The organism is Gemmatimonadota bacterium, from assembly GCA_026706345.1.
Lineage (GTDB): Bacteria > JAAXHH01 > JAAXHH01 > JAAXHH01 > JAAXHH01 > JAAXHH01.
On sequence record JAPOYX010000081.1, the window covers coordinates 13,351 to 39,717 of the forward strand.

General features: G+C 62.2%; 24 protein-coding genes. 1 reads left to right on the plus strand and 23 read right to left on the minus strand.

The window, feature by feature from the left end:
• Window positions 1-6: 6 nt before the first annotated feature.
• The 8 genes from OXG98_06345 to rpmE all read right to left on the minus strand — a co-directional run bounded on the left by OXG98_06345 (window position 7) and on the right by rpmE (window position 7,759).
• Entirely contained in the window at window positions 7-2,076 is a 2,070-nt protein-coding gene (locus OXG98_06345) for a penicillin-binding protein (protein ID MCY3771621.1), read from the minus strand.
• A 12-nt stretch (window positions 2,077-2,088) separates the two neighbouring features.
• A complete protein-coding gene (locus tag OXG98_06350; GenBank protein MCY3771622.1) occupies window positions 2,089-2,511 on the minus strand; it encodes a hypothetical protein in 423 nt (140 codons plus the stop codon).
• Window positions 2,512-2,547: 36 nt separating this feature from the next.
• Window positions 2,548-3,510 carry a 16S rRNA (cytosine(1402)-N(4))-methyltransferase RsmH gene (gene rsmH / locus OXG98_06355; GenBank protein MCY3771623.1) on the minus strand — a complete coding sequence of 321 codons (963 nt, stop codon included), beginning with the start codon at window positions 3,508-3,510 and terminating at the stop codon, window positions 2,548-2,550.
• A gap of 38 nt (window positions 3,511-3,548) precedes the next feature.
• Entirely contained in the window at window positions 3,549-3,989 is a 441-nt protein-coding gene (gene mraZ, locus OXG98_06360; protein MCY3771624.1) for a division/cell wall cluster transcriptional repressor MraZ, read from the minus strand.
• A 480-nt stretch (window positions 3,990-4,469) separates the two neighbouring features.
• Window positions 4,470-5,288, minus strand: coding sequence for a pyrroline-5-carboxylate reductase (gene proC / locus OXG98_06365; GenBank protein ID MCY3771625.1), 819 nt, complete (start codon window positions 5,286-5,288; stop codon window positions 4,470-4,472).
• Between the two features lie 29 nt (window positions 5,289-5,317).
• Window positions 5,318-6,298: a peptide chain release factor N(5)-glutamine methyltransferase gene (gene prmC, locus OXG98_06370; GenBank protein MCY3771626.1), complete on the minus strand. Its 981-nt coding sequence runs from the start codon at window positions 6,296-6,298 to the stop codon at window positions 5,318-5,320.
• Window positions 6,299-6,313: 15 nt separating this feature from the next.
• Window positions 6,314-7,432, minus strand: a complete 1,119-nt coding sequence (prfA, locus tag OXG98_06375; protein ID MCY3771627.1) for a peptide chain release factor 1 — start codon at window positions 7,430-7,432, stop codon at window positions 6,314-6,316.
• Between the two features lie 123 nt (window positions 7,433-7,555).
• Window positions 7,556-7,759, minus strand: a complete 204-nt coding sequence (gene rpmE, locus OXG98_06380) for a 50S ribosomal protein L31 (GenBank protein ID MCY3771628.1) — start codon at window positions 7,757-7,759, stop codon at window positions 7,556-7,558.
• Window positions 7,760-8,002: 243 nt separating this feature from the next.
• Here rpmE and OXG98_06385 point away from each other — a divergent pair, with 243 nt between their 5' ends.
• Complete coding sequence (locus OXG98_06385; GenBank protein MCY3771629.1) at window positions 8,003-9,823, plus strand: peptidylprolyl isomerase; 1,821 nt, start codon at window positions 8,003-8,005, stop codon at window positions 9,821-9,823.
• Between the two features lie 89 nt (window positions 9,824-9,912).
• Here the strand turns inward: OXG98_06385 and OXG98_06390 are convergent, their stop codons facing one another.
• The 15 genes from OXG98_06390 to OXG98_06460 form a co-directional block, all read right to left on the minus strand.
• Window positions 9,913-12,132 carry a hypothetical protein gene (locus OXG98_06390; protein MCY3771630.1) on the minus strand — a complete coding sequence of 740 codons (2,220 nt, stop codon included), beginning with the start codon at window positions 12,130-12,132 and terminating at the stop codon, window positions 9,913-9,915.
• A 4-nt stretch (window positions 12,133-12,136) separates the two neighbouring features.
• Window positions 12,137-12,391, minus strand: a complete 255-nt coding sequence (gene rpmA, locus OXG98_06395) for a 50S ribosomal protein L27 (protein ID MCY3771631.1) — start codon at window positions 12,389-12,391, stop codon at window positions 12,137-12,139.
• A gap of 18 nt (window positions 12,392-12,409) precedes the next feature.
• Entirely contained in the window at window positions 12,410-12,736 is a 327-nt protein-coding gene (gene rplU, locus OXG98_06400; GenBank protein ID MCY3771632.1) for a 50S ribosomal protein L21, read from the minus strand.
• A 35-nt stretch (window positions 12,737-12,771) separates the two neighbouring features.
• Window positions 12,772-14,304 (minus strand): Rne/Rng family ribonuclease, encoded by a 1,533-nt coding sequence (locus OXG98_06405; protein MCY3771633.1) that lies wholly within the window; start codon window positions 14,302-14,304, stop codon window positions 12,772-12,774.
• Between the two features lie 86 nt (window positions 14,305-14,390).
• Window positions 14,391-15,431 (minus strand): glycosyltransferase family 9 protein, encoded by a 1,041-nt coding sequence (locus OXG98_06410; GenBank protein ID MCY3771634.1) that lies wholly within the window; start codon window positions 15,429-15,431, stop codon window positions 14,391-14,393.
• Window positions 15,432-15,454: 23 nt separating this feature from the next.
• On the minus strand, window positions 15,455-16,498 hold the full coding sequence (locus tag OXG98_06415) for a glycosyltransferase family 9 protein (protein MCY3771635.1): 1,044 nt from the start codon (window positions 16,496-16,498) through the stop codon (window positions 15,455-15,457).
• Window positions 16,499-16,547: 49 nt separating this feature from the next.
• Complete coding sequence (locus tag OXG98_06420) at window positions 16,548-17,573, minus strand: glycosyltransferase family 2 protein (GenBank protein ID MCY3771636.1); 1,026 nt, start codon at window positions 17,571-17,573, stop codon at window positions 16,548-16,550.
• Window positions 17,574-17,593: 20 nt separating this feature from the next.
• Complete coding sequence (locus OXG98_06425; protein MCY3771637.1) at window positions 17,594-18,382, minus strand: glycosyltransferase family 2 protein; 789 nt, start codon at window positions 18,380-18,382, stop codon at window positions 17,594-17,596.
• 25 nt (window positions 18,383-18,407) lie between these two features.
• Window positions 18,408-19,196 (minus strand): glycosyltransferase family 2 protein, encoded by a 789-nt coding sequence (locus tag OXG98_06430; GenBank protein MCY3771638.1) that lies wholly within the window; start codon window positions 19,194-19,196, stop codon window positions 18,408-18,410.
• 18 nt (window positions 19,197-19,214) lie between these two features.
• Window positions 19,215-21,068 (minus strand): cation acetate symporter, encoded by a 1,854-nt coding sequence (locus OXG98_06435; GenBank protein MCY3771639.1) that lies wholly within the window; start codon window positions 21,066-21,068, stop codon window positions 19,215-19,217.
• A 9-nt stretch (window positions 21,069-21,077) separates the two neighbouring features.
• The gene (locus OXG98_06440; GenBank protein MCY3771640.1) at window positions 21,078-21,344 is read right to left on the minus strand and encodes a DUF4212 domain-containing protein; all 267 of its coding nucleotides are present in this window, start codon (window positions 21,342-21,344) and stop codon (window positions 21,078-21,080) included.
• Window positions 21,345-21,447: 103 nt separating this feature from the next.
• Window positions 21,448-21,948 carry a methyltransferase domain-containing protein gene (locus OXG98_06445; protein ID MCY3771641.1) on the minus strand — a complete coding sequence of 167 codons (501 nt, stop codon included), beginning with the start codon at window positions 21,946-21,948 and terminating at the stop codon, window positions 21,448-21,450.
• A gap of 103 nt (window positions 21,949-22,051) precedes the next feature.
• Complete coding sequence (locus OXG98_06450) at window positions 22,052-23,197, minus strand: glycosyltransferase family 9 protein (GenBank protein ID MCY3771642.1); 1,146 nt, start codon at window positions 23,195-23,197, stop codon at window positions 22,052-22,054.
• Between the two features lie 16 nt (window positions 23,198-23,213).
• Window positions 23,214-25,157 (minus strand): ABC transporter transmembrane domain-containing protein, encoded by a 1,944-nt coding sequence (locus tag OXG98_06455; protein MCY3771643.1) that lies wholly within the window; start codon window positions 25,155-25,157, stop codon window positions 23,214-23,216.
• 18 nt (window positions 25,158-25,175) lie between these two features.
• Window positions 25,176-26,321, minus strand: a complete 1,146-nt coding sequence (locus tag OXG98_06460) for a glycosyltransferase family 4 protein (protein ID MCY3771644.1) — start codon at window positions 26,319-26,321, stop codon at window positions 25,176-25,178.
• Window positions 26,322-26,367 lie beyond the last annotated feature (46 nt).

Genomic DNA, 26,367 nt, shown 5'->3' on the forward strand with positions numbered 1-26,367 from the left:
AAACGGCTAGTTGTAGGGACTGCATTCGATGAGGCACTGGTCGCCCGCGTTGAGCACGCGGCCCGGCGCGGGAATCTGGCGCCGGACATAGCCCTTTCCCACGATGGTCGCTTCAATACCCTGTTCGGCCAGGGTCTTGACCGCTTCCCGTATGCTCATACCGATCACGGACGGCAGCAGTATCCGCGCCCGTTCCTGCCTGCCGCCGACGCCGAACCCTTCGATTTCCCAGGGGCCGCCGAGCGAAAGCGCTTCCTTGCGCGCGGATCCGCCGTCGCCTGGATCCGGCATATACGGAGCGCGGCCGGAGCCGGCATTCGGCTTGATGGAGGCCAGATGCAAAGGCAGACCATCCTCGGATTCGGGTACCGATTCTACGGGTCCGCCGGGTAAATGGACGAGACGGCGAACGATTTTGTTGAAAACAGGCGCGGCCACCGATCCTCCGTAGAAACCGCGTTTTTTCGGTTCGTCGATCATGACGAGCACGACGATTTCCGGATTCTCCGCGGGAAACATACCGACAAACGACGACCGGTAGTTCCGGGTATATCCCCTGCCGTCCTCACGCGCCTTCCAGGCCGTACCGGTCTTTCCGGCGACTTTGAATCCCGGTACCGCGGCCTTTGTGCCCGTACCCCGGTCCACCACGCCGGCGAATACGCCCAGCAGGGTTTCGGCGGTTTCTTCTTTCATTACCCTGCGAACGACCGTCCTTGGCGTGGATTCCACGGATCCGTCGTTTCTCAAGATGGACTTGACGATTCGGGGTTGCAGGAGCAGCCCACCGTTGGCTACCGCGCAATAGGCGGACGCAAGTTGTACCCCGGTAACGGAAACCCCGTAGCCGATGGACATTGCGGGAAGGGTCGACCGGGACCAGTCCGCCCTTTTATGCAGGATCCCCCTGGCCTCGCCGGGAAGCCCCACGCCCGTCTTTATGCCGAAGCCGAATGCCCGGGTGTATTTGAAGAACGCCCGCTCACCGAGCGTCAGGGCGATTTTCACGGTACCCACGTTGCTGGAATGCTCGATGACTTCCCGCACGCTCAGTTCGTCGAAGACTTCGTGGTCCGAAATCGTCTGAGAACCCAGTTCGATCCGGCCTCCACTGGTGTCGATCCGGTCCTCCAGCGAGAACGCGCCGGTCTCCAGGGCCGCGGTCGCTGCGACAATCTTGAAAGTCGAACCAGGTTCATATATATCCACCACCGGCCGGATCTTCTGGGCTTCGAAGGGAAAACGGCCCGGCGTGTTCGGATCGAAGTTCGGCGCACTTGCCATAGCCAGAATGTCGCCGTCGACCGGATCCATCATGATCACCATGCCACCGAGCGCCTCGTGCCATGCTATCGTCTCTTCCAGCACCTCTTCCGCGGCCATCTGGGCCGCTATATCGATCGTCAGCACGACGTCCGCGCCATTCTGCGCCGACTTCTGGTAGGAATCCAGCCACGAATACGCCCGTCTCTGGGCGTCGATCTGAACCACGCTGTATCCTTCTATACCGGATAGCAACTGGTTGTGTTCCATTTCGAATCCGGCCTGGCCGATGCCGTCCACCGCGAAACCCAGTACCTGGCCGGCGGCGGTCCGGTAGGGATAGACCCGCCGGGCTTCCTTTTCCATGCGGATGTAGGATTCGAACCGGGGATAGGTGGAGAGCCTTCTTATCCGTTCGCTGGTTTCAGGATTCGCCCAGCGTACCAGGTACCTGAAATCGGAGGTTCCGGATATCCGATCGATGATATGCTGGGGACGCTCTCCCGTGATCTGGGAGAGTTGAACGGCCAGATTTCCGACGTCGGAGGCATTCAACTGATCCCAGTCGAGATCCTGTATGCCAAAGGAGTCGAACTCGACGCTCAGCGCCAGGGCATGCCGGTTGCGATCGAAGATACGGCCCCGGCGGGGGTCAATGGTGACGACCCGGTGCTGCTGGTCACGCGCTCGCTGCCTGTAGGTCTCGCCGTCGCGAATCTGAATCAGTGCGATACGAATCCCGAGACCCGCACACAGAACCGCACCGACCACGACCAGGAGGGTCAGCCTGCGTATACAGGATTTCGCGACCATAACGGGTATTCCTCATCGGGTATCCACTCTAGCCGCCGGGTAAGACGCCAGGATCAACGCGTCATCCGTCGGTTTTCCCGCGATCGCCCTCACATCGGGCCCGGTGTGGGCCAAAGCCATTGCCGTGTCGACCGCATCCATGGTCACGACCTGTCCGACCGCCGCATGACCCAGTTCGAAACGGTTCATGGCCATGGTTTCGTTCCGGAGCTGTTCCGAAAGTCGCACGATACGTACGTGCAGGTAGGCGCTTTCCTTCTTCATGGCTTCCTTCCGGTGCTCCAGTTGGAGGATCTCCCGCATCAGTACCCTGGTTTCCACCTGGTGCCAGATGTAGCCCATACTCAACGATGTTGCCAGCGCGATCGTACCGATCCAGCTGATCAGTTGTCCCATGTAGGCGTGATCGCTGCGGAATCTTAAAGCGGATTTCATATCTGGCCTCTCCGGTCGAATAACGTGATGCGGATTTCAGGCTGCGGGTTGGTTGTTCGGCAAGCGTTCAATCATTCGAAACCTGGCACTTCGGGCCCGTGGATTTGTCGTGACCTCTTCCCGTGACGCCACGACGGGCCGTTTCGTGTGCAGCACGGCGACGCGCCTGTGCCGACACACGCATTGCGGAAGGCCGGGCGGGCAAATGCAGTCCGAAGCCCAGGTTTCGAACGTCCGCTTGACCATGCGATCCTCTAAAGAATGATAGGAGATGACGCCGAAACGACCCTGGTCGCTCAACAGGGGAAGCATGGTCTCCAACGCCGTTTTCAATCTGTCCAGTTCCTTGTTGACGGCAATTCGAAATGCCTGAAACACCCGGGCGCAGGACTTGGTCGCCCACCGGCGGCGGACCGCGGACCTGATCGTATCAGCCAGCCTGGCGGTGGAGGTCATCGGTGCCTTTGCGCGGGTTCTGACGATCGCGTTCGCGACACTGCGCGCCTGCCTTTCCTCGCCGTATTCCCGTATGATCCGCTCGATTTCATCCCTGGAACTCCCATTGACGATATCGGCCGCAGTAAACGCCTCTCCCCGGTCCATGCGCATGTCAAGCGGACCTTCCGCCTGGTATGAGAAACCCCGGCCATGTGAATCGATCTGGTGGGATGACACGCCCAGGTCCAGCAGCACGCCGTCTACCCGGGAGACGCGTTCCGCGTCCAGGACGGACGCCAGTTCCGTAAAATCGCGATGCATGACTTTAACCCGGGGGTTTCTTCCGCCCGCGATTCTCGCACGGGACACGCTGACCGCTTCAGGATCCCTGTCGAGTCCGATCAGCCGTCCGGACTCGTCAAGCCGATCCAGAATGGCGCGCGCATGACCGCCTCCGCCTACGGTACCGTCCACGTATATGCCGGATTTGTTCCAGACGAGCATTTCGGCTACCTTCCCGGTAAGAACGGGAACATGGATGTACGTATCTGCCAGCCCCATGGTTATTCCACTTCCGAAAGACCTCATGGGTGGGAACATCAGACGAACAGGGACTCCGCGATCGATTCGTACGTGTGCCCTGATTCGTTCATCGCTTTCTCGTATTCCCTGGGACTCCAGAGTTCGAAATGGTCGAGCGTTCCGACGATCAGCACCTCGGTTTCGATGCCGGCGAGTTCGATCAGCTGCCGGGGCAGGGCGATGCGCCCCTGCTTGTCCATGGAAACCGCCACTGCCTGGGACGAGAGCATCCTGATGAAGATCCGCGTGTTCTGCCTGGTGATGGGCAGTTCGCGCAAGCGGGTGTCGATCTGTTCCCATTCGTCGATCGGATAGACAAAAAGACATCCGTCGAGTCCCCGCGTAATGATCAGGGTGTCATCCTCGTCGGTCCGGATGTGCTTGCGAAACTTCACAGGGACATTCACCCGGCCTTTATGATCCACGGTGTATGTGTATGAACCCAGGAAGTTGACCATCCGCGATCTCCCTGAAATACGAAGGAGTTAACACCTTGACCTGAGGTGTTTATCCAGTAATACTATACAAGTGTTTGGTAATTAAGGTGTTATGAGACCCACTTTGTCCCACTTTCACCCACTATACTATATTGTGCCCCCCATGTTGTCAACAAAAAATAGACTTACGGCGATTTTCTTTACCTTTGGATAAGGAAAACTCTGTAACTCCCAGTGCTCAAAAGACTATATAAATGTTGATACACATCATACGTTGACACCATATACTATGGCATTTCGCCTGGCCTGGCACTATATGGCGCCGGAAGCGCAGAAAGCTACCCTGGAGGCAGAATCCTCCTGATCGCGAAGCCTGCTATCCAGTCTGTACGTTGAAAAAGCGAAGGGGTCTGCTATATCGAGATGATGCGCCGCGAGGCAGGCCGGTTTGCAGACACCCATCGGCCTGCTTGTCCCACATATAAGACCCAGGGGGCGGGTCTATTTGCCGTCCCGGAGCTCTCTCGACCGCTGGGTGGCCGTTTCGACCGCGCTGATCAGCATGCTGCGCAATCCGCGGATTTCCAGGTCGTGTACCGCCGCAATGGTGGTACCGCCCGGCGTCAGGACCTGGTCGCGTAACACCGCCGGATGCTTGCCGGTCTCTTGAATCAGCCGCGCGGCCCCGAGTACGGTCTGGGCCGCCAGGTCCAGGGCGACGTCCCTGGGCAGGCCCATTTTCACTCCGCCGTCGGACAGCGCCTCTATTACCATATATATATAGGCGGGGCCGCTGCCGCTGAGTCCGGTTACGGCGTCCAGGAGATGTTCGTTGACGAAGACGACGCGTCCCACGGCCTGGAAGATCCGGGCCGCCATCTGCTTGTGTTCTTCGCCGGCATACCTGCCGGGAGAAATGGCGGCGGCCCCTTCGTCCACCAGGGAGGCGATATTCGGCATCACCCGGACGACGGGATTCTCGGTGCGTACCATTTCGGTGATCCCCGAAGTCGTCACACCCGCCGCGATCGTGATCAGCAGTTGATCGGGACGGAGACAGTCGCGCACATGTTCCGCCACGCGCTCGATGGCCTGGGGCTTGAGACAGATCATGACAATATCCGCTTCCCGTACCGCTTCCCGGTTGTCCGTGGTCCAGCGTACGTCCCATTTATCCGCCAGGTCCTTCAGATGATCGGACCGCAGGCCGGTGATCACGATTTGATCCGGGGGAACGAGATTCGCTCTTCGTATGCCGCCGAGCAGACAGGATCCCATGTTTCCCGTTCCGAGTATCATGATGCGGCGGTTATTAAGCATTTTGCACCTTCCGGTCGGTGATGCCGGAGTCACCCGGCGTATATGGCGGACACGATTCGGTCCAGGCCATTGTAGTCCTTGACGATCTTCATGTTTCCATACACACGGCTGTCGGTCATTAAACGGGTCACTTCCCCGGACTGTTCCGCGCCGATCTCCAGGGCGATCATCCCGCCTTTGTTCAGGTAGCGCGGAGCCCGCCCGATGAGCGCGCGATGGCATTCCAGGCCATCTTCGCCGCCGTGGAGCGCGAGCCGGGGTTCGAACTCGTGAACCTCCTCCGGCAGGCCATCCATTTCACCGGAAGCGACATAGGGCGGATTCGACACGATCAGGTCCAGCGCCGGGACGGAAAGGGCGTTCAGCGGCGCCAGCAGCGAACCCTGCCTGAAGGTAATCCGGCTGCCCCGGTCCCGCAGCAGGTTTTCGGCATTCTTACGCGCGACGCCGAGGGCTTCATCGGAAACATCGGTAGCATACCCCTGCGCGAACGGACATTCCAGGGCGAGCGTTACCGCGAGGACACCCGCGCCCGTACCGATATCCGCGAATCTCACCGGGAGGCCGAAACGGGTTTCGCCAGCCGTTCGAGGCCGGACATGCGCGGCCGCCTCTTCGGTCCTCCGGCGCCGAAGCGCATCCAGGAAGGGACGCGCGTGATCGACGAGCCGTTCGGTCTCGGGCCGGGGGATCAGCACGGCGGGTGAAACCGCGAACTCGCGTCCGTAAAACTCCGTGCTTTCCGTGAGATACTGGACGGGTTCCCCGCGCACTCTTCGGTCTACCAGCGCTGAAAACCGGGAAGACTCGAGCAAATCGAGCCGCCTGTCATGATTCAGGTACAGATCGAGGCGGCTCGATGCGCACACCTTCCCGAGCAACAATTCCGATTCGACCCGACCGGCGGGATCTGTCCGGCTGCCGTGATCCGCCCGTCCGTCCAGTTTCCGGGCCGCCCAGGCGACCGCCTGGAGCACGGTCGACGAGGCAGGGCATTCAAATCCGTTCATGGGACACATCCAGGATCATTTCGACGTGAGCTGGGCCACCTTTTCCGCCCGTTCCGCCTCCGCCAGGGACTGCGTAATCTCTTCTATGTCGCCTTCCATGATCTGGTCGATCTTGTACAGGGTCAGACCGATGCGGTGATCGGTGACCCTTCCCTGCGGGAAATTGTAGGTGCGGATCTTTTCGCTGCGGTCTCCCGTCCTCACCTGGGACCTGCGGCTGCTCGCCATCTCCGCTTCCTGTTCCTGCCGGGCCACGTCAAGCAGGCGGGCCCGCAACACCTTCATGGCCTTGGCCTTGTTCTTGTGCTGCGACTTCTCGTCCTGGCACGATACGACCAGGCCCGTCGGCACATGGGTGATGCGCACCGCCGAATCCGTCGTATTGACGCTCTGGCCGCCCGGACCGGAGGAACGGAAAACGTCGAAAACGAGGTCTTTTTTCTCGTCGATCTCCACCTCTACCTCTTCCGCTTCGGGCAGTATGACCACCGATGCGGCGGAGGTGTGCACCCGCCCCTGCGTTTCCGTCACGGGAACCCGCTGCACGCGATGGACCCCGCTTTCGTTCTTTAGCCTGCCGTAGACGCCCTTGCCCTCGATCTGGAAAATGACCTCCTTCACACCGCCCCTTTCAGCTCCGTTGGAGTTCAGTACTTCTGTCTTCCAGCCCCGGCCGTCCGCGTACCTGCTGTACATACGGTACAGTTCTCCGGCGAAAATCGCCGCTTCGTCGCCTCCCGTCCCCGCCCGAATCTCGCAGATGATGTTTCGCTCGTCCTCGGGATCCCTGGGAACGAGCAACTGCGTGAGTTCTTCCTCGATGGCCGTCCTTTCCCGGTCCAGGCTTTCCACTTCGTCCCGGGCAAGTTCGGCCATGTCGGGATCGGTATCGGATTCCTGCAGCACCGACCGAGCCGATTCCAGGTCTTCCAGGACTTTCCGGTACACGCGATACTGATCCATCACCGGGGTCAGCTCGCGGTACTCCCGCCCGACTTCACGTAGTTTATTCGGATTCGTCGTTACGGCCGGGTCCGCCAGTTGACGGTCGAGGGATTCGAAGCGCCGAGCGATATTTTCGAGTTGACGGAGTAGCATGGAGGCATGGGAGAGGGAAGGGAGGAGAGGCGCCATCCTACGATCGAGGACAGCCTGGTCCGGCGCGCCTGCCAGGCCAGGGCGGTCCGACGAGCCAGGCGGACCAGGCGGACCAGGCGGACCAGGCGGACCAGGCGGACCAGCAACTTCGGCTGCGACCTACTCGTCGATTCCGTACTTCCTGTTGAAGCGTTCCACGCGGCCCGCGCTGTCGACCATTTTCTGCTTTCCGGTATAGAAGGGATGGCAGGCCGAACAGATCTCCACGTGGATCGTGTCAATCGTCGAGCGTGTCTGGAACGTATTGCCGCAGGCGCAGGTTACCGTGATTTCCTTGTATTCCGGATGAATGCCGGTCTTCATTTGGCTGACTCCTTGGGATCTTCGGCCGGGAGAACGAGATTTCCGGACCGCTGGTTGAAACGCGCTGGCAAAAATAGGCGAAGGAGCCGGGACTGTCAAGCATCTTTTGCCCGTGCTCCGGCCTTCCGGGACAAATGAGTTGCCGGCACAGGACCGGTCTGTTATATTTACTTGTCTTTTTCGATTCGTTTCGAATTACGCTGAAAGCACGAACGGCACATGTCCGCAAGGAGCGGTGGCAAGATGGCCCTAATGAAACTGTTGAGAGAGCGAACCCACGTCGTCATGATTATCCTGGTGATCGCGTTCGTGGGACTGATCGGCCTGGAATGGGGCGCCGACATGACAGGCAGGGGCCCGGGCGGACAGAACGCCGTGGGATCGATCAACGGCGAGTCGGTGTCCTATGAAGAGATCCGGTTTGAAGTGGAACGATTGCAGGAGTTCGATCGCCAGCAACAGGGCGGAAGCCTGGACGAATTCAGGAGCCGGGAGATCATAAACGAGGTATGGGACCGGCGGATAGACCTCACGCTGCTGGAACAGAGTGTGCAAAAGCAGGGTATCGTCGTCACCGACGCCGAAATACTCGAAGCGATTCGCAACAGTCCGCCGGAATTCGTCAGGCAGCAGGAAATGTTCCAGACGGATGGCGAATTCGACGAGACCAAGTATCTGCAGGCGCTGAACGATCCGGCCGTCGAAGGCTGGGCGTATCTGGAAGACCAGTATCGCATGTCGCTGCCCCGGCAGAAGCTCGTCAAACGAGTGATATCGGGCGCCCGCGTAACGGACCTCGAAGTCCGTCAGGCCTTTGTGCAGCAGAACGAACAGTTGACGGCGAAATATCTCTTTTTCGATCCGGAAGACCAGGAGGTGGAACCGGAATCTGTGTCCGACGATGACATCGCCTCGTACTACGGGGAACACCCCGAAGCGTTCATGGAGGACGCCCAGGTTTCGCTGTCCTACGTCATGATTCCGAAGCAGCCGAGCGTGGCCGATTCCCAGCGTGTAGAACGGCAGATCAACGAGCTTTATGACCAACTCGCGAAAGGCGCCGATTTCGAAACGCTGGCCAGAGACTTCTCCGAGGACATGTCCAATGCCGCCGATGGTGGCGACCTGGGATTCTTCGGCAGAAACATCATGGTCCCGGAATTCGAGGCGGTCGCCTTCGAAACGCCGCCCGGCACCATCTCCAGACCCGTGAAGACGCAGCACGGCTGGCACATCATCCAGGTGGAAGAGACCACGGTCAGGGACGGCGAGGAACAGGTCCGCGCCCGCCATATTCTTTTGAAGACCGTTACCGGCCAGCAGACCCTGAGCACCCTGCTCGAGCAGGCGAGGCAGCTTCGGAGCCGGGCACTCGAAAGCAACCTGGAGGAAGCCGCCCTGAGCATGCCGGATTCCCTGGAAACCGAGGCCACCGGATACTTCGCCGACCGCCCCGACGGGTTCATCCGCGGCATCGGGTACTTGGCCGGCGCTTCGTCCTTCGCCTTCGGATCGGAACCCGGCGACATCGGCGAAGTACTGGAAAACGCCAACGGCTATTACGTCCTTGCGAACGCGGGGGAAAAGCCGGCGGGCGTGCTGCCCCTCGAGGAAGTGGAGCTGCGCATCCGGTCGATCCTCGTGCGGAATCAGAAGATGGAAAAGGCCAGGTTGCGGGGAGAAGAGGTCAGGGCGGGTCTCGGCGGCGGAAACCTGGACGCGTTGACCGGTGAGTGGACGGACCGGATCGCCACCACGGATCTCATCACCCGGCAACAGGCTTTCATTCCTCGAATCGGCCAGGATCTGGCTTTCATCAGGGGTGCCTTTCAACTGGCCGGCACCGGAGCGCTGAGCGAACTGGTCGAGGGAGAGCGGGGTTACTACCTGATTCAGCTGGAAACCAGGGTACCGATTGATGAATCAACTTACGAAATAATGAAGGAAAGCCTGAAACGGCAACTCCTGCTTCAGAAGCAGAATCAGTTGTACCAGGAATGGCTGTCCAAGCTGCGGGAAGACGCGAACATCGAGAATAACCTGAGGTCCTTCTTCGCCATATAGCGGCACCCTCCGATTCCATCGGCCATCCTCGGATACCAGCGGTCAGCCCGGTCAGCCCGGTCAGCCCGGCCGTCACCGGATGAAGCACCCTACATGACCAGTTCGCCCATCGCGGCGATAACCCTCCGGGCACGCAGCCTCGCCTCCTGCTTCTGTTCCGCGAGGCGGCTCCGCGACAGGTTCTCCGCCTTCAACTGTATGTGAAACCTGAAGCACTGGGACGTGCCCGAAGGACGCACGGTCAGGTAATTGAGTCTCTCCTCGTCGAAGTAGAATCGAATGCCTTCATCGGGAAAGCCGGGCCACTGGTGCGCATCCGCGTACTTGCCCGCCACGAAAGTTTCCGACGAGAGCACGGGGAGGCCGTCCAGCGAAAGGGATTCGCCGGCCCTGACGCGTTCTCCCAGCTCGGCGCATCTTTTCAGGATATCGATCTTCCGCGTCAATCCCTCCAGACCCTTGAATTCTCCCCACTGCGGAACGGGCACGACATCGGTCACGAAACCCCCGATGTCGGGATCCAGGTAGATCTGCTCGTCGATCAGATCGTAGATCGTCGTCCCTTGAGACGCGGCGTAGGCCGCCACCTCGGCGAGCAGGATCGCGGCGAAGACCCCGTCCTTGTCGCGAACGTGTCCGTTCCTTCCCATGGCCGTGGCCGTGGCCGGCGGGCCGCCCAGGATACTGAAGCCGTTACTCTGCTCCAGGCAGGCCACGTTGTAGCTCCGAGGCTTATCGTCCATATCCACGGTCTGGTAGATGATGTCCCCGAACCGAGGATCGGACAGGTCGTCTCCCGACCACACGCGCTCCACCGCGTTGGCTATCAAACCGAAACCGACCCAGGTCCTGATGACGCCGACCCCATACTTTCGGGCAAGCCGGACCAGCGCATCGGTCGTTATGTGGGAAAGCACGATGAAGGCCTCCTCCCGCCTCGGCTGGCTTTCCCCTGAATCCACGGCCCCCTGGGACAGGCGGTACCAGAGCAGCAGGGACCAGGCGTCGTCCGCCGAGAGCAGGACATGGGACCGGTTCTCGTGGTATGCGCGGTCTTTCCGGGGGACCTTGATCACGAGTCCCGCCCGGTCGGCGTCCGGATCGGTCCCTATCATCATGTCGAGGCGTTCCATGGACTCCGCGCCGTACTGTTCGCCGTACGCATTCACCGCAATCTCGGCCGCCATGGGATCACCGGGATCCGGTTGCTGTTCCGGATGGTCCTGAAACGCGGGGAAGAGGCCGTCAAGCTCGTCCAACCGGCGACTCGTCACCCTGGCCACGCGGGTAAAGCCAAAATCGTCCAGCAACCGGGGCACGGCTCTTCGTCCGGCCCCGTGAAACGCGCAATACCCGATCCCGATGGAAGGCGCCCACGACTTCATCATCGCCGGGTTGGATATGAATGTCCTGATCTGATCCTGATGCATCTGGTGGATATTGACGAGGGGGCGGTCTGAATAGTCGAATCCGGGCAGCGGGGCGCCGCCACCGAGGAATACGAGTTTGTTGCCGTCCAGGTAAGGATCGTCGGGACGACCCGGATCGGCACCGGCTTCATCGAAGTCCACGAGGGTCACATGGGCCGGAGTCGTTTTCCGGATGTAGTCGTTGTAGATGATCGAACGTTCCCGTGGAGGAAACTGCGATCCGGTCCCGGCGGAAAGCTTGTATCCGTTGTATCTTCGGTCGTTATGGCTCGCCGAAATCAGGATGCCCATGTCGGCGTCCAGCGTCGGAATGGCGAAGGTCATCTCCGGATAAGGGCAGGCTTCGTCAAACAGATAGACTTTCAGTCCCGCGGCGAGGAATACCCGGGATACCAGCCGGGCGAAATCCTGGCCCGCGACCCGGCTGTCATAGCCGATGACGATGGACCGGAGACCATGATCGGTGGCGTACTTCGCCACGCCGGTGGACTTCAACAGGAGAACGATGTTGTTGAGGGTATTCGGCCCCTTGAGGATGGGGGCATCCATGCCGTCGCGGGAGAGGATCAGCAGTTCTTCGTCCGTCATCGCGGCTTTGCCGCGTATGCCCGCTGTGCCGAACTTGATCTCGTCCACGTAGGCTTCAACCAGATCGGCCCACCTCGCCTCTTCGACAGCGGTTCTCAATCCGTCTCTGAGCCTGGGGGACAGTCGGTTGATGTGTTGGTCAGTCAGCCAGTGACGAAAACCGGGGATTACGTTCTGGCGGGCCTGGTCGTACAGTCCTTCATCTATCAGGCCGCGGCGGAACTGCTCGGCCAGGAAGGCGAAAACACCGACTTTCGCCTTCCGAACGACGGCGGCGTCGTCGATCGCCATGGGATCACCCGTCGGCGATATGGACCTGTGTGCGGTTCTTCCCGTACCGGCGGAACTGGACGATGCCGTCTGTCAGGGCGAACAGGGTGTCGTCGTTGCCGCGCCCCACGTTGTTGCCGGGCAGAATCCGCGTTCCACGCTGGCGCACGAGGATGTTGCCGGCCCGGACGCGCATGCCGTCTCCGGTTTTCACCCCGAGAAACTTGGGGTTGCTGTCTCTACCGTTTCGAGAGCTCCCTACACCTTTCTTGTGGGCCATGTCGAGGTTCCTTTCCAATCAGTTCGCTGCGCTTGGATCGTAGTTGATACCGGTTATTTCAAGGGCGGTATAAGGCTGCCTGTGCCCTCTCTTCCGGCGGTAGTTCTTACGGCGCTTCATCTTGAACACCACGATCTTAGGATGACGCCCCTGCTCCGTTACCCTGGCCGTCACGGTGGCGCCGGCCACCGTCGGCGTACCGACCAGCGTCTCTCCGCCGCCCAGGAGCAGCACCTGGTCGATGGTGATCTCGTCTCCCACTTCGGCGGCGATCTTCTCGACCTCGATCGTGTCCCCTTCGTTGACACTGAACTGCTGATCGCCCGATCTGATGACAGCGTACATCTATTGCTCCTTGTCCCTTTGGTCCGGTGGTCCGCTTACTTGAACTCGTCGGTTACGTCCAGGTCCCGTTTACCCGAAAACACGCGAAACTCTTCCACGTGCAGAAACGGATCTTCCTCGACCTGAAGTTGCATCTTGTATTCGTCCTGCAGGTTCACCAGTTTCTCCTGGCCGTTTTCGTTCAGACTCAATGCCACGGTGGGATGTACCTTGAGCTTGAGTTTCCGTTCTCTCAACCCCGGCCTGGCCCGCTTCAGCCACCGGCCTATCTGGGTCACCATGGTGATGCGCGACATGATTCGTCCCGTTCCGTCGCACACCGGGCACGCTTCGCTGAAGGTGAACAGCAGGCTCGGACGAATCCGCTGGCGGGTCATTTCGATCAGTCCGAATTCGCTGATCTCCTTGGACATGCGCGTCCTCGCGCGGTCGTGGGACATGGCCCGCTCCATCTCCTGGTGCACCTGCCGCCGGTTTCCGCGATCTTCCATATCGATGAAGTCGATGACGATAATGCCCCCGATATCCCTGAGTCGAAGCTGCCGCGCGACCTCCGCGCAAGCTTCCAGATTGGTCTGGAACACGGTTTCCTCGTGCCCCCTGGATCCCGCGTACCGCCCCGAATTCACGTCTATCGTAACCAGGGCTTCGGTCGGTTCGATGAGGATGTATCCGCCGTTCTTCAGCCAGACCTTCCGGTGCAGCGCCTTGCCGATTTCGTTCTCGATCCCGTAGGCGTCGAACACCGGTGCCGTCCCGTCGTACATGTGGACGCGTTCGCGAAGTTGGGGGGCCACCCCCTTGAGGTACGCCAAGATCTCCTTGTACACCGGCTTCGAATCGATGATCACGCTGTCGATGTCGGGCGTGAACAGGTCGCGTATCATCCCGGACGTCATCTCGACGTCCTTGTGGATCATGGCGGGAGCAGGTGTTTTCCCGACCTGTTTCTCTATGTTCCGCCACGTCCTGGTCAATTGCTTCAGATCGTTCTTCAACTCGGAATCCGATTTTCCGAGAGCGGCGGTCCGCACGATGACCCCGCAGTCGTCGGATTTGAGCATTCTCGCCAGGTCTCTCAGCCTGCGCTTTTCGCTCCAGTCGTCGATCCGTCGCGAAACGCCGACGTAATTGGCATGAGGAACCACCACGAGAAACCTCCCCGGCAGAGAAATCTGAGAGGTGACCCGCGGTCCCTTGGTGCCTATGGACTCCTTCGTGATCTGGACGACGATTTCCTGGCCTTCCTTGACCATCTCCTGGATCCGGTACTCCCGGTCCCTGCCCCGGCCCGATCCGGAATCCTGATTCTCGTCGTCGTCAAAATCTATCCAGTCGGCCCCCCCGGTGACGTCCGATGCCTGCAGGAAGGCCGCCTTGTCCATTCCGATATCCACAAAGGCCGCCTGTATGCTCGGTATGACCGCTGTTACAACGCCCTTGCAGATATTCCCGACCACGCGTTCGTGTTCCGGGCGTTCGACCAGAAGCTCGACGAGATGATTGTCTTCGAGCATGGCGATACGCGTTTCATGCGTGGCCGTTTCAACTACGATATCTTTCCGCAAATAGCTACCTTCTGTCTGATCCTTTTAGAGACCGGCTGACGTAGACCTTCCAAAGTAGTCAAATATAACATGTGGACCATGTGGTGTCAAGCTTCGACTGGCATGAACGAACGCACCTTCGCCAGTACCTCCCGGGGTTCCAGGGTCGTCATGCATATGTTGCCGATGGGACAGTCGACCCGGTTGCAGCCGAGACAGTCGACGGTTTCCTGCCGCACCACCCCGTGTCCATCGCCCCAGGGGCCCTGGGCCCGGGGGTCGGTGGGCCCGAAGATACCGAGCGTCGGGACGTTCAGCGCCGCGGCCATGTGCATCGGACCGCTGTCGTTGCTGACCAGCAGACGACAGCGTTTCAGGAAGGCGCCCAGTTCCGAAAGCGTCACCGCCGGAAGAAGGAGGGGGCGGTTGTTCATGGCCCCGGCGACCTGCCCGGCGAGCCCTTCCTCGCCCGGCCCCCACAGGATCAGGACGTCGGCGCCGTATTCATCGATCAGGGCATCGGCGAGGCGGCCGAAAAACTCGGGCGGCCAACGCTTGACGGCCCATCCTCCTCCGGGATTCAGCCCGATGACCGCTCGCCCTCCCCGGGCGTTTTCACGCAGCCACCGGACAGCCTTTCCGTCGGCCGTCCCGGGAATGGCGACACTCGGCCGGTCGGCGGCAACCGGGACGTCGATCGCCTCCAGGGCTTCCAGGTGGAACAGGACCTCGTGTCTGGTCTGGCCCGAGGGCGTGATCACGGTGTTGTAGGCGTGGCGGCGCCCCCGGAAGGCGTAACCGACCCGTTCAGGCGCCCCGGTCAGCCAGGTCAGCACGGCGCTGCGCGGATTGCCGAACAGGTCGATCGCGAGATCGAAGCGTCTCCGGCGCAGGTTTCGGTAGAACCGCGCCTGCTCGCGCCAGGATCCCCGGAAACCGGCGCGTTCCCAGCGTCGAATCGGCAGCGCGATGAGTTCATCCAGGAACGGATTCCAGCGCACGATGTCCGCGGAGGCCTCTTCCGTCAGAAAAGAGAGACGGGCCCGGGGGAACCGCCGCTTCAGGTTCTCGATGACCGGTGTCGCGAGGACGACGTCCCCGGTGGCGCGCAGTTTGATGACCAGGATGCGGTCGGGATCGGCGGACATGGACGTATCCCGGAGAGGGGTGACTAAGTGGACCGCCCGAGCGCGGACGCGGCGGTCTCGAGCACTGTACGCGGCGATATCGATTCGATGCACGGCGTCGGCCTGATGCAGTAATCGCGGCCGCAGCAGGTGTCCGTTTCCGCCCGCAATGCCACGTGCCCGTCCGCATTGGGGTAGGGAAACCAGATTTCCGGACGGCTCGGACCGAAGAGGCCGATCGTGGGCGTACCCACGGCGACGGCGATATGCATCGGACCGCAGTCATTGGCAACGTACAGATCGCAACGGCGAATCAACGCCGCCAGCCGGGTGAGTGAATCGGTTTCCACGACGGGACAGACATGGCCCGACCACGCGTTCAAACCGGCCATGGTCTCCCACTGCCCGGGTCCCGCGACCAGCAGGACCGTGACGTTCAATTCCTCGATCAGTCCCCGGGCCAGTTCGGCGAACCGCTCCACGCTCCAGGTCTTGGCCGGCCAGCTGGCGCCGGGGTTCAGTGCGACTGTCGGGCGCGTGCCGTCGATTCCCCGCTCCACCAGCCAGGATTCGGCCCAATTCGCGTCTTCGGCGGAGAAATGGACTTCGGTGCGGTCATCATCCGCGGGAACGCCGATCGTGCGGATGGCGTCCAGGCAGGCATCCACTGCCCGAGGGGAAGCCGACCGCCTGATTTTGACATTGTACGCCCTGCCCCGTCCCCGCACATCGTAGCCGACCCGGTACCTGGCCCCCGTGGCCAGGGTCAACAGCGCGCTACGCGGATTCCCGAAGAGATCGATCGCCAGGTCGAATCGCCGCTGCCGCAGGGAACGGAGAAAACGTGCCTGTTCCCGGCACCGGGTCAGGACGGACCGGGCCGGAAGGAGTTCGTCCGGCAGCACGATCACCTCCTCCAGGTGGGGGTTGTGGGCGAGGACCGCCGCGGGTCCCGCCTCCGCCAGGTAGTACAGGCCCGCTTCCGGGTACTGCCGCTTCAGCGCCCTGATCACCGGCGTGGTAAGTACCACGTCGCCGATGAACCGCAACCGGGAAAGGAGGATCCGTTTTGCTTCGGGAGCTTCCATCGGGTATCAAGTGTTTCCTTCGAGTCCGGTGTCCGTCGATCGGACGTCTTCACGCGTCGTCCGGTTTTCGCGCACTGGTCCGGCGGTCTCGCGCGCCGTTCCGGTTTTCGCGCGCCGGTCCAGCGTCGTCGCGCGCCGCCCAACGGGATGTCGACCGCAGAATCTCGCGGTCGGATACGACGGGATCCGGGTCGGACCGCCGCCGCGTCATCACCGCATCCCTGAGGCGCGCCGCGTCCGCCAGCGCGCCCGGAAAAGTCAGGTCGCCCTTCAACACCGCACCGAGAAACCGCGCGACCATCCAGAAGGCATGTTGGACCAGGTAACGCCCGTCCCGCACGTTGCGCCACACGAACAGGATCCGGTTTCTCATGCTGACGCGGTCGATGAGGGCCTGGTCGTGCCGGGAGCCGATCGTCGCGCCGTGGTCGTGGTCAACCCGGCTTTCCGGTTCGTAGCGCACGGTCCAGCCCCGGAGGTACGCGCGGTAGGACAGGTCCAGGTCTTCCGAGTAGAAGGGGGCGTACAGCGTGTCGAATCCACCCAGCGCCAGGTACTTGTCCCGGGAGACCGCCATGGCGGCCCCGTTGGCGTACAACGTCAGCCCACCGGCTTCTCTCTGGGACTCCCGCTCGGCCCACCTGAGCCGAAGCAGCCCGCAGTGCATGGTACCCCGCACCAGCCCACCGCCGGGACGGCCGTCCCCGGCCTGGTAGACCCGGGCATTGACGGCGAACACCCGCTCGTCGCGGAAGTGCGACAGGAGCGGGTCCAAGAACGGCCCGGTCGCGATGACGTCGTTGTTGAGCAGGACCACGACCTCGTGCGAAGCCCGGGACACGCCCGTGTTGCACGCCGCGGCGAAACCCCTGTTCTCATCGTGCCTCACCAGGACCGAATCCGGACAGGCAGCCCGTATCCTTGAGGCGGTGTCGTCCGTGCCGCCATCGTCGACGACGACGATCTCCGCCCGGTCCGCTTCCCCGTGATCTTTCAGCGCGCGCAGGCACCTTTCGACCAGAGGACCCGCGTTCCACGTCGGAATCACGATACTGCATCGCTTGCCCTGTGCCATGATTCAGTCCGAATCGGCCGTCACGCGGAGGACCGCTCCCGGCGTTCCGTCCCGTCCTCCGCCGCGGATTCACGCTGCCATACCTTGACCAGCCTCAGGAACGAGTAGATCCCCATGCACAGGCTGAAGAGAAGACCGGGAAAACCGTCCCTGTACGCCCCCTTCACGATGTAGCACTTCCAGGCCATCCCGAGGGGAGAAAGCACCAGGCGCAGACGTCCCACGCGCTGGCCCGCCTCTATGCGCTCTCCGGCGTCCACCGAACTGTACTGGTTGATCCGGGAGATGAAATCGGAGAGCGTGTTGTGCGAATCGTGGTAGAGGTCTTCGTGGATGAGCCCCAGCTCGCCGTGAGCGTTTAGCTCGATGTGCGCGTGGGCGCCCCCCATCCAGTACCCCTTCCCCTTTCTCATCAGCCGGGGCTGGTAGCTGGGGTTCAGGGTCCCGTGCCGTATGGGAAACCCAAGGAAGTGTTCCAGCCGGTGGATCTTGTACGCGTCGTAGTCCCCGCCGTCCCGCAGCAGGTTGCGGATTCGCTCTTCGAGACCGCCGGTGACGTATTCGTCGGCGTCGAGAAAGAGGATCCAGTCCCCGCGGGCCTGCTCCATGCCGAAGTTTCGCTGGCCGGCGAAGCCCGGCCACGCCCGCTGAAACACGCGGCCGGTGTAGTTTCCCGCGATTTCCAACGTGGCGTCGGTACTGAAGCTGTCGACCACGACGATGTCATCGGCCCAGGAAACCGGTTCCAGGCACCGCCGGAGCTTCCGCTCCTCATTGTACGTGATTACGACGACGGACAGCGATTGCATGGGAGACGCCGGTGGATGTGCGGTTTCAGGAGGATCGACTGCCCGCCGGTCCAGACTCGACGTCGGCGGAGCCGCGGACGTGCAGGTGCCATAGCTTGGCGTACTTGGTGAAAACGTGACACGCGGAAAGGCCGCACAGGATGAAGCCCGGCAGGCCGTCCCGGAAACCCCGCTTCAACACGTACATCTTGAACAGGGTAAAAATCGGACGGAACACCAGATCTGTCAAACGGAAACGCCTGCCCGACAGGTAGAGCTGGCGCGCGCCGAGACTGGTAAAGCTGTTGAACTTGGAAAGGTAGTGATGGAGAGTGGGATCGGTATCGTGGATCATGGGGTGCTTCAGATATCCGGTCGTGCCCCGGATGCGCAGCGACTCGTGGACCTCGTCGTCCGTGAACCGGGGGGCGGCCCCGCGCCGGAAGAGGCGCAGCACGTAGCCGGGATACCAGCCGCAGTGCCGGATCCAGTGCCCGAGGAACAGCGTCTTCCGGGCGATATGGTATCCGGCGTGCGCGCCCGTATCCACAACGGCGAGGATTTCATCGCGCAGGTCCGTGGGCACGTGCTCGTCCGCGTCCAGCCAGAGCACCCACTCCCCCGTGACGTGCTCCAAGGCCACCTGCTTGGTCGGCCCGTAGCCCAGCCACTCCGTTTCGATGACGCGGTCGGCGTACTTCTGCGCTATGGCCACGGTATCGTCCGTGCTCCCCGAGTCCACCAGCACGATCTCGTCGGCGAACCGGGCGCTCCGGAGGCAGGGTTCGATCCGATCCGCTTCATTCCGTGCTATGATTATGATGGAAATGGACATGCTGCCGGCTCCCGTGGATCAGTGTTCCGGGGCCGCCTCGATCATCACCGCGGGACCCGCGTCCTCCGGTTCTCTGACCGAGTCGATCATGGCCTCGATTTCCCGGCCGGGCCTGGGGAAGAGCGGCGTGAGCGACAGGGTCACGGCGAAGTTGATCAGCATGCCGATCGTCCCGATCCCCTGGGGACTGATGCCGTTGGCGAACAGCCCGAAGGTCCAGGTTTCCATGCCGAAGAACACGCACGCGATGATGTAGAAAGCCGTAAAGCCGATACCGGCCAGGATACCGCACACGGCGGGTATCGTACCCACGCGCTTGCTGAAAATGCCCAGTACGATGGCGGGGAAGAAGCTCGCGGCGGCGAGGCCGAAGGCGAAGGCTACCACCTGGCTGACGAAACCCGGCGGGTAGATACCGAATACACCGGCCACGATCACGGCTACGCCGATCACGCTGCGGCCCACGGAAAGGCGCTGGCTCTCGCTCGCGTTCGGGCGCAATACGCGGTAGTACAGGTCGTGGGAAACACTGGACGAAATAACGAGCAGCAGCCCGCTGGCCGTGGACAGGGCCGCCGCCAGACCGCCAGCCGCGACGAGCGCGATGATCCAGCTGGCCAGTTCGGCCATTTCCGGCGTCGCCAACACGATGATGTCACGGTCCGGACCGGAAAGCCCCCGGGCCCTGAGGGCCGTGCGCCCATCCGCACCCTCCGCGCCGTCCGAATCGAGCCAGGACTGGTGGTCGACCTGTATGGAGGACAGTTCCGTGTGCGACAGGGACCCGCCGCGGAAAATCTCGTTGTCGTCACCGGCCGAATACCGCATGACGCCGTCTCCGTCGTCCATCCACAGGATCAGGCCGGTCTTCTCCCAGTTCTCGAACCAGGACGGAAGTTCCTGGACAGTCTTCCCGTTCAGGCTGTCGATCATGTAGTACCGCGCGAAGGCCGCGGTCGCGGGCGCGGTAAGGTACAGCAGGGAGATGAAGAGCAGCGCCCAGAAGGCGCTCCACCGGGCCGCCTTGACCGATTTGACGGTATAGAACCGGACGAGCACGTGGGGCAGGCCCGCCGTGCCCACCATGAGGGCGAGGGCCACGCAGAATACGTTGACCTTGTCCCACCCTCCCACGAAGGTGGCCGTGTAGCTGCTGAACCCCAGGTCGGCCTGTATCTGGTTGAGCTTCTCCAGCAGGTATACGCCCGTCTCGCCCGCGATCGAAGGCTCCAGCGTGCTGCCGAGTCCCGCCTGCGGCAGGGGGCTGCCCGTGAGCTTGATGCTGATGGCGATTGCGGGGATGAGAAACGCGGTGATGAGCACCCAGTACTGGGCGACCTGGGTCCACGTGATGCCCTTCATTCCCCCGAGCGTGGCGTAGATGAAGACAATGGCCATCCCGATGATGACGCCGATATGAATGTCCACTTCGAGGAACCGGCTGAAGACGACGCCCACGCCGCGCATCTGCCCCGCCACGTAGGTAAAGCTGATGAAAATGGCACACGAGACGGCCACCACGCGCGCCAGGTCCGACGCGTAACGGTCGCCCACGAAATCCGGCACGGTGTAGTGGCCGAATTTCCGCAGGTACGGGGCGAGCAGCAGCGCCAGCAGCACGTAGCCGCCCGTCCAGCCCATGAGGTAGACGCCGCCGGCGTACCCCATGGTGGAAATCAGGCCGGCCATGGAAATAAAGGAAGCCGCGCTCATCCAGTCGGCGGCCGTGGCCATGCCGTTGGCCGCCGCGGGCACGCCCCGCCCGGCCACGTAGAAGCCCCGGGTGTCCCGGACCCGGGTCCGCCACGCGATAAAGAGGTAGAGGCCGAAAGAGAGGGCTACGAAGAAATAGGTCCAAGCCTGTACCGACATCGGCCGCGTCTACCCTTCCTGTCTGGTGGTTTCGAGTTCCCGGCGATGCCGGTTGTCCAGGCGATTCATGTACAGGCAGTAGGCCAGTATGAGCAGCACGAACACGATGATGCTGCCCTGGTGAGCGAACCAGAACCCCAGGGGAAAGCCTGTGCCGGATATGCGATACGCGTTGAGCGTGTCTGCGAACAGGATGCCGGCCCCCAGTCCGGCCAGGGCCCACAGCCCGAGCAACAAGGCCATGATCCGTATGTTCGCCCGCCAGTAGCGGCGCAGCGCCGCGGCGGCCCTGCTGCCGGCGGCATCCGGCGAGGCAGCCCTGCTGCCGGCGGCGTCCGTCGAATCAGACATTTAATTCCTCCGGTTCATCCCATCCCGTTCAAGGCTTGACCACGGTCAGATTCGCCTCGACGTACATGCCGGGCAATATGAACGCGAGGTATTTCTCCCACCGGCGGGGAAACCAGTTCGCGAGCAGGCTGACGCCGAGCACCCGGTAGATGTCGCTGAAGATCAGCCTGCAGCCGTCCATTCGGAACCGGCCGTCCCGGCACATCTGGGTGATCGTCACGTAACCGAAATGATGATAGTGGGTCAGGTCGCCATAGGACAACTGCGAAGAGTAATGGGGCGTGACGATGCGGACCGACGCGCCCGGCCGCGCGATGCGGTGCACTTCGTCCATGGCCCGGGACGGCTGGCGGATGTGTTCCAGTATGTGGGACATCTCGATGTGGTCGAATTGTTGGTCGTCGAAGGGATAGGGATATTCGTCCAGGTCGTGGACCACGTCCACGTGCGCCGCATCATTGACATCCAGGCCGATGGCCCCCTCCAGCTTCCCGAAAGGTCCGCAGCCCAGATCAAGTTTCGTCGCCATGTTCACCCGTTCCCGTGCCTTTTAAGGCGTTCGCCTGAGCGGGCAACATGGTACGGGCGGGCCGGGGTCGTGTCAAGTGAATTAGGCCGGGCCCGCCCCAGGCTCAGACCCGGATTATCCCGTCCTGTTCGGCGCCGTGGGAATCAGCCAGCATGGCGATGATTTCGCGGCACACCCGGTCCGGCGGGATCTCGTCGATCCGTTGACTTTCCGCGTAAAAGGCGCGGTGCCGAGTGCCGGGCGGTTTCCAGCAGGCCGGATCGCTGGTGGCGTGGAAGGACAGGGTGGGCGTCTTCACGGCGGCGGCCAGGTGGAGCACGCCGGTATCGTTGCATACGAGCAGATCCGCGGCGTGGATCACGCCCGCGACCTCTCGCAGCGACAGGGGCGGCGCGCTGTGCGCCGGGGTCGATGTAGCTTCTCGGAACGTACGCAGCAAATCATCTTCACCCGGCGCCGGTATGACCACGATCCGCACCGGGAAGCGGTCGGCCAGTTCATCGCAGACGCGGGCCAGTTGTCCGACGGGGTATCTTTTTCTCACGTCCCCGGTACCGAAATGGACGGCGACCACGGGTCCGCGGGGCTTTCCGGGGCCTCCCGCCAGGCTTTCGATTACCTCGCGGCCTCCGGTCTGTTCCTCCTCGGACATGACGTACCGGTAGGAAAGATCGTCCGTATCCGCACCGATGTGCCGCACCACGTCCAGGTTGCGCTGGATCTGGTGCCTGGGTTCGGGATCCACGGGTACGTTAATCGTGTAGAACGGATTATGATCGAGATGATCGAAAGTGGGGGTGGCAGGCCCCATGACCACCGGAGCGCCGGACAGCCAGGCGATGAGGTCGCTCGAAAAGGAGTGGGAGACCGTATTGAACACGACCGCCAGGTCGACGGGATCACGCATCAGGCCGACGAAGGACCCGATGTCCCGGGGCCGCCATCTCCAGCCGGATTCGTGGAAGACCAGTACTTCGTCCACGTCCGGATTTCCCCGGGCCACGGGGGACAGGTAGGCGCGGATCACCAGGGACAGGTGGGCGTCCGGAAACCGCGTCCGTAGCGCGTAGATCGCGGGGGTGGTCAGCAGGAAATCGCCGAACTGATCGTGTTGCCGGATGATCAGGATCCGCCTGATGCCGTCCGGGTCGATCGCCCCGGGCGGCGTACGGCGTTTCCCCAGGGGGTGGCTGGCCAGCCATTTGAGTACCCGGGTCTTGAAACGCTTCTCGATAGGATACCACATCATCGCCGTCCGCCGTCCGTTATTCCGCGACCGGTTCCTGGTCCCGGAACTGCAGGTTGTAAAGCTTCCTGTACAGGCCGTCTTCCTGGATCAGCGAACCGTGGACGCCGGCCTGGACGATCCGGCCGCGGTCGACCACGGCCACCCGATCCGCCTTCTGCACCGTCGACAGGCGATGGGCGATGACCAGGGCCGTCCTCCCCCTCATCAGCCGGTCGATGGCCTCCTGGACCAGCAGTTCGGACTCCGTGTCCAGGCTGGAGGTGGCCTCGTCGAATATGAGGATCTGGGGATCCTTCAGGATGGCCCGGGCGATGGCGATCCGCTGGCGCTGGCCCCCGGAGAGACGCACGCCCCGCTCCCCGAGAAAGGTATCGTATCCGGCGGGCAACTGATCGATGAAAGCATCCGCGTTGGCGGCGGCCGCGGCGGATCGAATCCGGTCCAGGGGCGTGGTCTCCACGCCGTAGGCGATGTTGTTGCGGACCGTGTCGTTGAACAGGATGACGTCCTGTGTCACGATGCCCATCTTCTCCCGCAGGGAAGCCACGGTGACCGACCGCAGGTCGCGCCCGTCGATCTCGATGCGGCCGCCGGTCGGGTCATAGAACCGGGCGACCAGGTCCACCAGGGTGGACTTGCCTCCCCCGCTGGGCCCCACCAGGGCCACGGTTTCTCCCGACCGGACCTCGAGGTCGATCTCCTCCAGGGCGGGCCCGGAGGCCTGATGGTACCGGAAGGTAACACGATTGAAGCGGATTTCCCGCCGTAGGTCGGGTAGCGGCTGCGCATCCGGCGCGTCCGTGATCTCGGGCGCCGTGTCCAGGATCGAGAAAACGCGGTCGGCGGCGGCGATCCCTTCCTGGATCCGGTTGTGTACCTGTCCGAGTTCCTTCACCGGTTTCATCATGGAAAAGAGGGCGAGGAAGAAAGTCAGGAAGTCCTCGGGCGCCAGCAGGTCGCCTTCCAGGACCTGACGCCCCCCGTACCAGAGAATCGCCAGGCCGACAGCGCTGCCCAGGATTTCCGTTATGGGGCTCGCCAGGTTGTGCATGTGGGTCAGGCGGAGCAGCGTGCGGAAGTAGTGCTGCGTCTGCCGCTTGAACTTGCCTATTTCAAAAGACTCCATGTTGAAGGCCTTGACCACCCGCACGCCGGCCACGGTCTCCTGAAGCGTCGAGGTCAGATCGGCCATGGCTTCCTGGGAGGCCGTGCTGCTCCGGCGCAGCCGCCTGCCCACCGTGGTAATGACAAGGACGCTCAAGGGAAGCAGGACCAGGGAGACCAGCGTCAGTTGCCAGCTCAGGATCAGGAGGATCGCGAGAAAGACCACCACCAGCATGGGTTCTTTGATCAGCGTGCCGAAAGCGGCCGAGATCGTCCCGTTGATCTTCATGACGTCGTAGGATACGCGGGAGATGAGCTCCCCCGTGCGTTCCCCGTGGAAGTAGGACAGGGAAAGACGGTGCAGATGGATGTATAGGTGGTTCCTCAGGTCTTTTATGACGCCGTTCTCGGCGAAGGCCATGAGGTAGGCCTGCAGGTAGCTGCTGATGTTCTTGAGCAGGAGGATGGCCAGAATGATCAGGCAGAGGCGTTCGAGGGTCGCCTGCTTGGTGGGCCGGGTGATCAGGTCGCTGGTTCGTTCTTTCAACGACTCCCGCAGGTCCGTCATCCCCGTCCGCTGTTCAAGCCGGTTCGCCGAATCCTGTGCCAGGTCGAGCTGTCCGGTCCGCCCGGTCCGCCCGGTCCGCCCGGTCCGCCCGGTCCGCCCGGCCTGCCCAGGCTGACCGGATGGTTCCGTCTGCACCGTCTCCTGGCCGAAGAGGGTCTGCAGAAAGGGCAGGGCCACCCAGACCGTGGCGCTGCTGGTGATCGCGAAGCAGGCCATGCAGACCATGGCGCCGGCCATGAAGTACCAGTAGGGCTTCACATAGGACAGTATTCGGAGGTACAGGTTCATGAAGAAGCCGGGACCGGATCAGGCGGGATGGACCGTTGAAGTGGCATAGAGCGCTTCCACGCGGTCGGTCATGGCATCGAGATTGAAGCGCTCTCTGGCCTGCCGGTAACCGTTCTCCGCGATACGTTCGCGCAGACGCTCGTCCGTCAGCAGCGATTCGACCGACCGCGCCAGCCCTTCCGCGTCTCCACCCTGAAAGACCAGGCCCGTCTCGCCTTCCACAACCGTGTCCAGCGTTCCGTCGGACCGGGTCGAAACGCAGGCCACGCCCATGGCCATCGCCTCGATGACGGTCGCGCCGAATCCCTCCGCTCTGGAGGGAAATATAAAAACGTCCATGGCCTTGAGCAAGGCGGGAATATCCCGTCTGAAGCCCGTGAAGAGTACGGTTTCAGCGATATCCAGTTCCCGGGCGTATTGTACGATTCCGTCGTGGTATGCTTCCTCGCCGTAGCTGGCCGAACCCACGACCAGGAATCGTAGAGGCTTATCCGGATGGCGGTCCCGAAGCATCCGGGCGGCCTGCAGGAACTCCTCGTAACCCTTTCCCGGCGAAACGCGTCCCACGGTACCCGCCACGATAGCGCCGACCGGAATACCAAGCGATCTTCTCGTGTCCTCCCGGTCGTAGCGGGCCGGATCGAAACGGTCCATGTCCACGGCCGGATGGACGGTCACCACGCGGTCCGGTGGGACAGGACAGGTCTCCCGCACGTTCCTGTTCAGTGTCTCCGACACCGTGATGATGCGGGAAACGCGCCGATACAGCCACCGGTGCAGCGGGTCCCTCTTCGTCACGTATGAACCGACGTGTTTGGTGAGGAGGATCGGTCCGTCGAAACCCGCCAGCAGCGCGGCGGGCACCGTCTGCCAGAGGTCGCGTGACAGATGGAGATGGATGACGCCGGGCCGGAAGCGCCGTATGCAACGCTGAAGCGCCCAGGTCGAAGCGAGATTCACATATCCGCCTGCGCGGATGGTCTCGGTCGGAATATCCCGCCCCCGTGCTTCCCGGACGATGGATCCCCCGGGGTGGAGCACGAGACGCACGTCGTGGCCGCGATTCCTGAGCTTTTCGGAAAGGATCGGCACGTGCATCTCCGTGCCGCCCCAGGCCAGGGAGGAACACACCTGCAGAATGCGCGTGGGCGCCAGGCCGGCCATGGGCATTCCTTTTGGCGCAGGTAAATCAGACAGGGGGCGATTGCGG

What these genes read in the sequence shown, in the direction of transcription:
- OXG98_06385 (MCY3771629.1), top strand. Translation starts at nt 8,003, where the DNA reads ATGGCCCTAATGAAACTGTTGAGAGAGCGAACCCACGTCGTCATGATT.
- prfA (MCY3771627.1), bottom strand. Translation starts at nt 7,432, where the DNA reads ATGGCGCCTCTCCTCCCTTCCCTCTCCCATGCCTCCATGCTACTCCGT.
- OXG98_06390 (MCY3771630.1), bottom strand. Translation starts at nt 12,132, where the DNA reads ATGGCGATCGACGACGCCGCCGTCGTTCGGAAGGCGAAAGTCGGTGTT.
- OXG98_06435 (MCY3771639.1), bottom strand. Translation starts at nt 21,068, where the DNA reads ATGTCGGTACAGGCTTGGACCTATTTCTTCGTAGCCCTCTCTTTCGGC.
- mraZ (MCY3771624.1), bottom strand. Translation starts at nt 3,989, where the DNA reads ATGGTCAACTTCCTGGGTTCATACACATACACCGTGGATCATAAAGGC.
- OXG98_06420 (MCY3771636.1), bottom strand. Translation starts at nt 17,573, where the DNA reads ATGGCACAGGGCAAGCGATGCAGTATCGTGATTCCGACGTGGAACGCG.
- OXG98_06415 (MCY3771635.1), bottom strand. Translation starts at nt 16,498, where the DNA reads ATGGAAGCTCCCGAAGCAAAACGGATCCTCCTTTCCCGGTTGCGGTTC.
- rpmE (MCY3771628.1), bottom strand. Translation starts at nt 7,759, where the DNA reads ATGAAGACCGGCATTCATCCGGAATACAAGGAAATCACGGTAACCTGC.
- OXG98_06410 (MCY3771634.1), bottom strand. Translation starts at nt 15,431, where the DNA reads ATGTCCGCCGATCCCGACCGCATCCTGGTCATCAAACTGCGCGCCACC.
- rpmA (MCY3771631.1), bottom strand. Translation starts at nt 12,391, where the DNA reads ATGGCCCACAAGAAAGGTGTAGGGAGCTCTCGAAACGGTAGAGACAGC.
- OXG98_06425 (MCY3771637.1), bottom strand. Translation starts at nt 18,382, where the DNA reads ATGCAATCGCTGTCCGTCGTCGTAATCACGTACAATGAGGAGCGGAAG.
- OXG98_06450 (MCY3771642.1), bottom strand. Translation starts at nt 23,197, where the DNA reads ATGATGTGGTATCCTATCGAGAAGCGTTTCAAGACCCGGGTACTCAAA.
- OXG98_06460 (MCY3771644.1), bottom strand. Translation starts at nt 26,321, where the DNA reads ATGGCCGGCCTGGCGCCCACGCGCATTCTGCAGGTGTGTTCCTCCCTG.
- proC (MCY3771625.1), bottom strand. Translation starts at nt 5,288, where the DNA reads ATGCTTAATAACCGCCGCATCATGATACTCGGAACGGGAAACATGGGA.
- rsmH (MCY3771623.1), bottom strand. Translation starts at nt 3,510, where the DNA reads ATGGGGCTGGCAGATACGTACATCCATGTTCCCGTTCTTACCGGGAAG.
- rplU (MCY3771632.1), bottom strand. Translation starts at nt 12,736, where the DNA reads ATGTACGCTGTCATCAGATCGGGCGATCAGCAGTTCAGTGTCAACGAA.
- OXG98_06430 (MCY3771638.1), bottom strand. Translation starts at nt 19,196, where the DNA reads ATGTCCATTTCCATCATAATCATAGCACGGAATGAAGCGGATCGGATC.
- prmC (MCY3771626.1), bottom strand. Translation starts at nt 6,298, where the DNA reads ATGAACGGATTTGAATGCCCTGCCTCGTCGACCGTGCTCCAGGCGGTC.
- OXG98_06345 (MCY3771621.1), bottom strand. Translation starts at nt 2,076, where the DNA reads ATGGTCGCGAAATCCTGTATACGCAGGCTGACCCTCCTGGTCGTGGTC.
- OXG98_06350 (MCY3771622.1), bottom strand. Translation starts at nt 2,511, where the DNA reads ATGAAATCCGCTTTAAGATTCCGCAGCGATCACGCCTACATGGGACAA.
- OXG98_06445 (MCY3771641.1), bottom strand. Translation starts at nt 21,948, where the DNA reads ATGGCGACGAAACTTGATCTGGGCTGCGGACCTTTCGGGAAGCTGGAG.
- OXG98_06455 (MCY3771643.1), bottom strand. Translation starts at nt 25,157, where the DNA reads ATGAACCTGTACCTCCGAATACTGTCCTATGTGAAGCCCTACTGGTAC.